Genomic DNA, 6,953 nt, shown 5'->3' with positions numbered 1-6,953 from the left:
GTCATTTACGAGCAATCGTGGGCGCGTCAGGTGCAGGCTCCGGCGGAGCAGGGCGAGGCGTTGGCGACCGGCTACTCCTGCCGCAGCCAGGTCAAGCGCCAGTCGGATCAGGCGCTGCGCCATCCGTTGCAGGTGCTGCTCCAGACGCTGCGTCGCTGACCGTGTCGCTGGTGTCCCTGTCCCAGATCAGGCGCGGGTCGAAACTCATCGCCGCGAGCATGGTGAACACCACGACCAGGCCGAAGAACAGGATGCCCGGTCGTGGCTCGATATCGCCCAGCGCCTGGAACTTCACCAGCGCCGCGACCAGCGCGACCACCAGCACATCGAGCATCGACCAGTAGCCGATCAGTTCGACGAATCGGTACAGCTTCGAACGCTCCCTGCGCGCCCAATCGCTGTTGCGCTGCACGGTGACCAGCAGCAAGGTCAGGGCGACGAATTTGACCCCCGGGACCGCGATGCTGGCGATGAAAATGATCAGGGCAATGTCCCACGCTCCTGCCTCCCAGAACTCCAGCACACCACTCATGATCGTGCTGTCGGCGCCGTTGCCGAGCATCACCGTATTCATCACCGGCAGCAGATTGGCCGGGATATAAAACGCGAGGGCGGCGAGCATGTACGCCCAGGTTCGCGCCAGCGAATTGGTCTTGCGCCGATGCAAAGGCGCATCACAGCGTGGGCATTCGTGTGGCTCGTCGGTCATGTCGCAGGCCAGGCCACAGCTGTGGCACAGGCACAGGTTGAGTTCGCTGGCGGTCGGTGGACGCTTCATAAAATGTCCCAGAGTTCGCGGATGTCACGGCCGGCAATGCGGATCATCATCAGGCTCAGCACCGCCAGGGCGAACAGGCCGATCCCCGGCAGCACATCGAGCAGGCCGGCAAGTTTGAACACCGCGACCATCGCCCCCAGCAGACACACCTCAAGCATGCTCCACGGGCGCAGGGTTTCCAGCCAGCGCATGCACAGATTGAACCCCGGTGCCCGCCTCAGGCCGAGGGCGAAACTCAACACCCAGACCAGCAACACCAGCTGAAATGCCGGCGCGATGATGATCGCAATCGCCGCGACCATTGCAATGAACGTAATCGGCCCCTGACTCAGAGCAAGCACCGAATCCCAAAGGGTTGCGCTGTTTTTCATGCCTTTGAGGCTGATGCTCATCACCGGGTAGAAATTGGCAAACAGCCACAGCATCGCCGCCGTGAACGTCAGCGCCAGACGCTGCTCGATGGTCAGGCCGTTGAAGCGCTGCAGCACGCCACCGCAGCGCACGCACAGGGTTTTCTGGTGCTTGGCGAGCACGACTTTCTCGTACACACAATCACAGTGCTCGCAGATGATCAGGTGTTCGGTGTTGACCATGGACAGCGCTCAAGGGCAGGGCGGACCTGTTCACTATAGAAGGCTGGCGCGGATGGGCAACCTCGATGCTGCATGTTTGGGTTTTGCTTTTTTGATGTTATAAGGTAACGCAAATTTTGCGGGCGGCGTTGTGGCTGTCCGGTGTTATTCCTCTCGATTGCGAAAGACCCATGCCCCCTGTACTTCCCCGTTCTGCCCCATTGACGACTGGCCGGCTGCTGTCCATTGATGCGCTCAGAGGCCTGGTGATCCTGTTCATGCTGCTCGATCACGTACGCGAAACCTTCCTCTTGCACCGCCAGGTGTCCGACCCGATGGACATCGCCAGCACCGAGCCGGCGCTGTTTTTCAGCCGCACTCTGGCGCATCTGTGTGCGCCGGTGTTCGTCTTGCTGACCGGTCTGTCGGCTTGGCTCTACGGCGAAAAATACGCCGGCAAAGCCGATGTCAGCGCGTTTCTGTTCAAGCGCGGATTGTTCCTGGTGGCGCTGGAATTCACTTTGGTCAACTTCGCCTGGACCTTCCAGTTGCCGCCGAGCGTGATCTACCTGCAAGTGATCTGGGCGATCGGCCTGAGCATGATCGCGCTGGCGCTGCTGGTCTGGTTGCCACGTGCGCTGCTGCTGACGCTGAGCGTGGCGATCATCGCCGGGCACAACCTGCTCGACGCGGTGCATTTCCCCGTTGAGTCGGCGATGCATGTGCCTTGGGCGATTCTGCATGATCGAGACTGGATCGAGATCAGCGACACCCTGCGCCTGCGCACCTCGTACCCGCTGCTGCCGTGGATTGGTGTAATCGGCCTGGGCTATGTGCTGGGGCCGTGGTTTGCTCGGAGCATGGACGCGGCAGTGCGTCAGTGTCGTTTGCTGATCGCCGGGGTCGGTGGATTGCTGGGCTTTGTGGTGCTGCGCTTGATTAACGGCTACGGCGAAAAACCGTGGGTGATCAGCGATTCGCTGGTGCAGACACTGATGAGCTTTTTCAACATCACCAAATACCCGCCATCGCTGCTGTTCATCGCGCTGACTGTGAGCTTAGGGCTGTTGCTGTTGCTCGCCTTTGAGCGCGTGCAGAGTCGCCGCTGGATTGGCTGGCTGACCGTGTTCGGCTCGGCACCGATGTTTTTCTATCTGCTGCACTTGTACGTGTTGAAGGTGTTGTACCTGATTGGCGTGGCGCTGTTTGGCCTGAATCAGGGCAGCTATTTCGGCTTTTCGACGGTGACGGCGGTGTGGCTGGCGGCGGTGGTTCTTGCCGTGGTGCTGTTCCCGGCAGTGCGCTGGTTTTCGGCACTGAAAGCGCGGCGCCGCGACATCAGCTGGCTGAAATATCTGTAAATTGCGTGGACTTGTGGGAGTGAGCTTGCTCACGAAAGCGGCGAATCAGTCGGTATAAATGCTGGCTGATGCACCGCCATCGCTGGCAAGCCAGCTCCCACAGGGTTTTATGGTGTTTGCTGTATCAGTGTCCATCGCAGTATTTGTGGGAGCTGGCTTGCCAGCGATGGCGCCGGTGGATTCGGCATCTTCATCGCTTGATACACCGCTTTCGCGAGCAGGCTCGCTCCCACAGGTTTTACAGCACCCGGCTTATTTACGATCCAGCCATACGGTTTGCGCATTGCAGAATTCGCGTACGCCAAAGTGCGACAGCTCACGACCGAAGCCGCTCTTCTTCACGCCGCCGAAGGTCACGCGCGGGTCGCTGGCGGAGTAGCCGTTGATGAACACGCCGCCGGTTTCCAGTTCGCTGGTCAGTTGCTCGGCCAGCGCGACGTTGGCGGTGTAGATCGTGGCAGTCAGGCCGAAATCGCTGTCGTTGGCCAGGGCCACGGCGTGCGCGCAATCGCGGGCGGTGATGATCGACGCGACCGGGCCAAACAGTTCTTGCTTGAACGAGGTCATGCGGTCGGTTACATCGGCCAGCACGGTCGGTTCGTAGAAGTTGCCGGCGCCCTCGGCTTTTCCGCCGCCGAGCAGCAGCGTCGCGCCTTCCTCCAACGTGTCACGCACTTGCTGATCCAGTTCATCACGCAGATCGAAGCGCGCCATCGGCCCGATGTAAGTGTCAGCGTTGAGCGGATCGCCCATCTTCAACTGGCGTGTCGCTTCAACGAACTTGCGGGTGAATTCCTCGACCACGCCTTGTTCGATGATCAGACGTTTGGCAGCCGCGCAGACCTGGCCGGAATTCTGATAACGACCGACCACTGCCGCGTGCACCGCCTCATCCAGATCAGCATCGTTGAGCACGATGAACGGATCGGAGCCGCCGAGTTCCAGCACGCATTTCTTCAATGCCGCACCGGCCTGAGCACCGATGGCCATACCGGCGCGGACGCTGCCGGTCAGCGTCACAGCGGCAATGCGCGGATCGGCGATGGCGCTGGAAACGCCTTCCGGGGTGACGTTGATCACTTCAAACACGCCATCGGGAAAACCGGCGCGGACAAACGCATCGCGCAGCAGGTAAGCGCTGCCCATCACGTTTGGCGCATGCTTGAGCACGTAAGTGTTGCCAGCGATCAACGTCGGCACCGCGCCGCGCAGCACTTGCCAGATCGGGAAATTCCACGGCATCACCGCCAGAATCGGCCCCAGCGGACGGTACTCGATACGCGCCTTGCCGCCTTCAACCTGGGTGGCTTCGGCGTCGAGCATGGCCGGGCCGTGCTCGGCGTACCACTCGCAGAGCTTGGCGCATTTCTCGATTTCGCCACGGGCCTGGGCGATCGGCTTGCCCATTTCCCGGGTGATCATGGTTGCCATCGCTTCTGAGGTTTCACGCAGCGCGCCGGCGAGGGCGGTCAAAAGGCGCGAACGATCCTGCAGCGGCTTGCGCTTCCACTTGCCAAAAGCGAAGGCAGCGCGAGTCAGTGCCGCATCAAGGGCAGCGGCGGATTCAAACGCGTAATGACCGATCTGCTCGCCGGTGGCAGGGTTGATCGAGATGGCGTGGGTCTGGCTGGAAATCTGGCTCATTGACGTTGTCCTGTAGGTTCGTCGGATGGGCCTAGAGTAGGGTGGCGTTAGTTTTCTGGAAACTGAATAATAAAGAGTGTTTCCTTCACGATTGGAGAATGACTGTGGATCTGGTGCAACTGGAAATCTTCAAGGCCGTGGCCGAGCATGGCAGCATCAGCGCCGCCGCCACGCAGATTCATCGCGTGCCGTCGAACCTGACCACGCGGATCAAGCAGCTGGAGCAGGACCTCGGCGTCGATCTGTTCATCCGCGAGAAAAGCCGTCTACGCCTGTCGCCAGCCGGGTGGAGTTTTCTCGAATACACGCGGCGTATTCTCGATCTGGTGCAGGAAGCCCGAGCTACGGTGGCAGGCGAAGAACCCCAGGGCGCGTTCCCGTTGGGCTCGCTGGAAAGTACCGCAGCGGTGCGCATTCCCGAACTGCTGGCGGCGTACAACCAGCAGCACCCGAAGGTCGACCTCGACCTGTCCACCGGGCCATCGGGGACGATGATCGACGGCGTGCTGTCCGGGCGTCTGGCTGCGGCATTCGTCGACGGCCCGGTGCTGCATCCGGCCCTGGAAGGTGTGCCGGCCTTCGAGGAGGAAATGGTCATCATCGCGCCGCTCAATCATTCACCGGTCGAACGTGCGGCGGACGTGAATGGCGAAAACATCTACGCCTTCCGTTCCAACTGTTCCTACCGTCACCATTTTGAAAAATGGTTCAGCACCGATGCTGCCGTACCCGGCAAGATCTTCGAAATGGAGTCCTACCACGGCATGCTCGCCTGCGTCAGCGCCGGTGCCGGCCTGGCACTGATGCCGCGCAAAATGCTGCAAAGCATGCCCGGCAGCGCGACCGTCAGTGTCTGGCCGCTGACGGCGGATTTCCGCTATCTGACCACCTGGCTGGTGTGGCGCCGGGGCACGGTGTCGCGCAGTCTGAGCATGTTCGTGCGCTTGCTGGAAGAGCGTGGCGTGGTGCGTGAGCAAGCCTGATCGAGCGCATCTTTACGGCGTGCCATTGCGCCCGTACAAACGATAACCGTCGCGCTGATTCAAGCGATCGTAATAGGCGCGCACCGCAGCCAGATTCCCGTGATCGAGCGGCGTTTCGAACCAGCGGTTCACTGACAGCCCGATCGGAATGTCCGCCAGGGAAAACTGCTCGCCACTGACGTAAGCGCCAGTCTTCTCCAGTTGGCGGTCGAGGATTTCCATGTTGCGCATCCAGTCCCGGCAGCCGGCGGCCAGGGCATCGCGGTCCTGATAGTCGGGCGACTTGCGCACCAGTGCCATCAGCGGGTATGACCACGAGCGATTCAGCTCCGAGGCCTGCCAGTCGATCCACTGATCGACCTGCGCCCGGGCAATAGGCTCAGCGGGATACAAATGGGCGCCGCCGTAACGCGTCGCCAGATAACGAATGATTGTGTTGGATTCCCAGAGAGTGAAATCGCCGTCCTGGATCACCGGCACCATGGCGCAGGGATTGAGCGCGAGGAACTCCGGTGTGTTTGGCGACTTGAAACCCGAACCCCAGTCTTCGCGCTCGAACGGGATGTCCAGTTCGGCACAGGTCCACAGCACTTTGCGCACATTGATCGATGAGGCTTTGCCGAGTATTCGCAGCATTGGATTTCCTTCTCCGGGTAGTGGACGCAGAAAAATACCATAGCGCAAAACACAAGGCCCGCATCGCGCGGGCCTTGGTTCATCAGCATCTGACTACGGCTTTTGCCGGGCGGAATTACCGATTGAGGAACGCCAGCAGATCCTCATTCAACGCCTGCGCGTGGGTCACGGCGAACCCGTGCGGCGCGCCGGCGTAGACCTTCAACTCGGCGCCTTTGATTTGCGCGGCGGCCTGCTTGCCGGTGGTTTCGAATGGCACGATCTGGTCGCCGTCGCCATGGATCACCAGAGTCGGCACATCGATCTTGGCCATGTCCGGGCGGAAGTCGGTTTCCGAGAACGCGGTCACGCAGTCGACGGTGCCCTTGAGCGACGCCATCAGCGCGATGTTCAGGGTTTGCGTGAGCACGCCGTCGGAGACTTTCTGGCCCTGATTGGTGCCGTAGAACGGCGCGTTGAAATCAGCGATGAACTGCGCGCGATCTTTCAGCAGGCCAGCCTTGATGCCGTCGAATACCGATTTGTCGACGCCGTCAGCGAAGTCGGCTTTCTTGCCGAACAGCGGCGTGACCGCACCGAGCAATACCAGGCCGGCAACGCGCTCGCTGCCGTGGCGGGCGATGTAGCGGCTGACGTCGCCGCCACCCATGGAGAAGCCGACCAGGGTCACGTCGCGCAGGTCCAAATGGTTGATCAGGCCAGCGATGTCATCGGCGAAGGTGTCGTAGTCGTAGCCGGTCCATGGTTGATCGGAGCGACCGAAACCACGGCGGTCGAAGGCGATGGTGCGGTAGCCGCGACTGCTCAGGTATTCCATCTGGTATTCCCACATGTCGGCATCCAGCGGCCAGCCGTGGCTGAACAGCACGGGCTTGCCGCTGCCCCAGTCCTTGTAATAGATCTCGGTGCCGTCTTGGGTTTTGAAGGTGCTCATGCAAACTCCTTGTGATCGTGTGTGGCAAGAATAGATGCCGAATGG

General features: G+C 60.9%; 7 protein-coding genes. 2 read left to right on the top strand and 5 right to left on the bottom strand.

Annotation, left to right across the window (positions count from 1 at the left end):
* Window positions 1-91 precede the first annotated feature (91 nt).
* Window positions 92-778, bottom strand: coding sequence for a paraquat-inducible protein A (locus OQK_RS26275; protein ID WP_016775061.1), 687 nt, complete (start codon window positions 776-778; stop codon window positions 92-94).
* Window positions 775-1,371, bottom strand: coding sequence for a paraquat-inducible protein A (locus OQK_RS26270; RefSeq protein ID WP_016775060.1), 597 nt, complete (start codon window positions 1,369-1,371; stop codon window positions 775-777). Before OQK_RS26270 ends, OQK_RS26275 begins: the two co-directional genes overlap by 4 nt.
* A gap of 170 nt (window positions 1,372-1,541) precedes the next feature.
* On the opposite strand from OQK_RS26270, the gene OQK_RS26265 reads away from it, so the two are divergent.
* Window positions 1,542-2,711, top strand: a complete 1,170-nt coding sequence (locus tag OQK_RS26265; protein ID WP_050977877.1) for a DUF1624 domain-containing protein — start codon at window positions 1,542-1,544, stop codon at window positions 2,709-2,711.
* A gap of 252 nt (window positions 2,712-2,963) precedes the next feature.
* On the opposite strand, the gene OQK_RS26260 is transcribed toward OQK_RS26265, so the two are convergent.
* Entirely contained in the window at window positions 2,964-4,355 is a 1,392-nt protein-coding gene (locus OQK_RS26260) for an aldehyde dehydrogenase family protein (protein WP_016775058.1), read from the bottom strand.
* A 104-nt stretch (window positions 4,356-4,459) separates the two neighbouring features.
* On the opposite strand from OQK_RS26260, the gene ptrR reads away from it, so the two are divergent.
* On the top strand, window positions 4,460-5,338 hold the full coding sequence (gene ptrR / locus OQK_RS26255) for a putrescine utilization regulator PtrR (RefSeq protein WP_038862196.1): 879 nt from the start codon (window positions 4,460-4,462) through the stop codon (window positions 5,336-5,338).
* Window positions 5,339-5,350: 12 nt separating this feature from the next.
* On the opposite strand, the gene OQK_RS26250 is transcribed toward ptrR, so the two are convergent.
* Both OQK_RS26250 and OQK_RS26245 read right to left on the bottom strand, forming a co-directional pair.
* Entirely contained in the window at window positions 5,351-5,974 is a 624-nt protein-coding gene (locus tag OQK_RS26250; RefSeq protein WP_016775056.1) for a glutathione S-transferase family protein, read from the bottom strand.
* Window positions 5,975-6,089: 115 nt separating this feature from the next.
* Window positions 6,090-6,908, bottom strand: coding sequence for an alpha/beta fold hydrolase (locus tag OQK_RS26245; protein WP_016775055.1), 819 nt, complete (start codon window positions 6,906-6,908; stop codon window positions 6,090-6,092).
* Between the last annotated feature and the right edge of the window lie 45 nt (window positions 6,909-6,953).

The sequence above is a fragment of the Pseudomonas sp. R62 genome, assembly GCF_000257605.1.
GTDB classification, from domain to species: domain Bacteria; phylum Pseudomonadota; class Gammaproteobacteria; order Pseudomonadales; family Pseudomonadaceae; genus Aquipseudomonas; species Aquipseudomonas atacamensis.
The sequence above is the reverse complement of the archived record's forward strand: the minus strand, read 5'-3'. Positions and strand labels throughout refer to the sequence as shown.

Coding starts and splice junctions, on each gene's coding strand:
- OQK_RS26245 (WP_016775055.1), bottom strand. CDS start 6,908: ATGAGCACCTTCAAAACCCAAGACGGCACCGAGATCTATTACAAGGAC.
- OQK_RS26250 (WP_016775056.1), bottom strand. CDS start 5,974: ATGCTGCGAATACTCGGCAAAGCCTCATCGATCAATGTGCGCAAAGTG.
- OQK_RS26265 (WP_050977877.1), top strand. CDS start 1,542: ATGCCCCCTGTACTTCCCCGTTCTGCCCCATTGACGACTGGCCGGCTG.
- OQK_RS26275 (WP_016775061.1), bottom strand. CDS start 778: ATGAAGCGTCCACCGACCGCCAGCGAACTCAACCTGTGCCTGTGCCAC.
- OQK_RS26270 (WP_016775060.1), bottom strand. CDS start 1,371: ATGGTCAACACCGAACACCTGATCATCTGCGAGCACTGTGATTGTGTG.
- OQK_RS26260 (WP_016775058.1), bottom strand. CDS start 4,355: ATGAGCCAGATTTCCAGCCAGACCCACGCCATCTCGATCAACCCTGCC.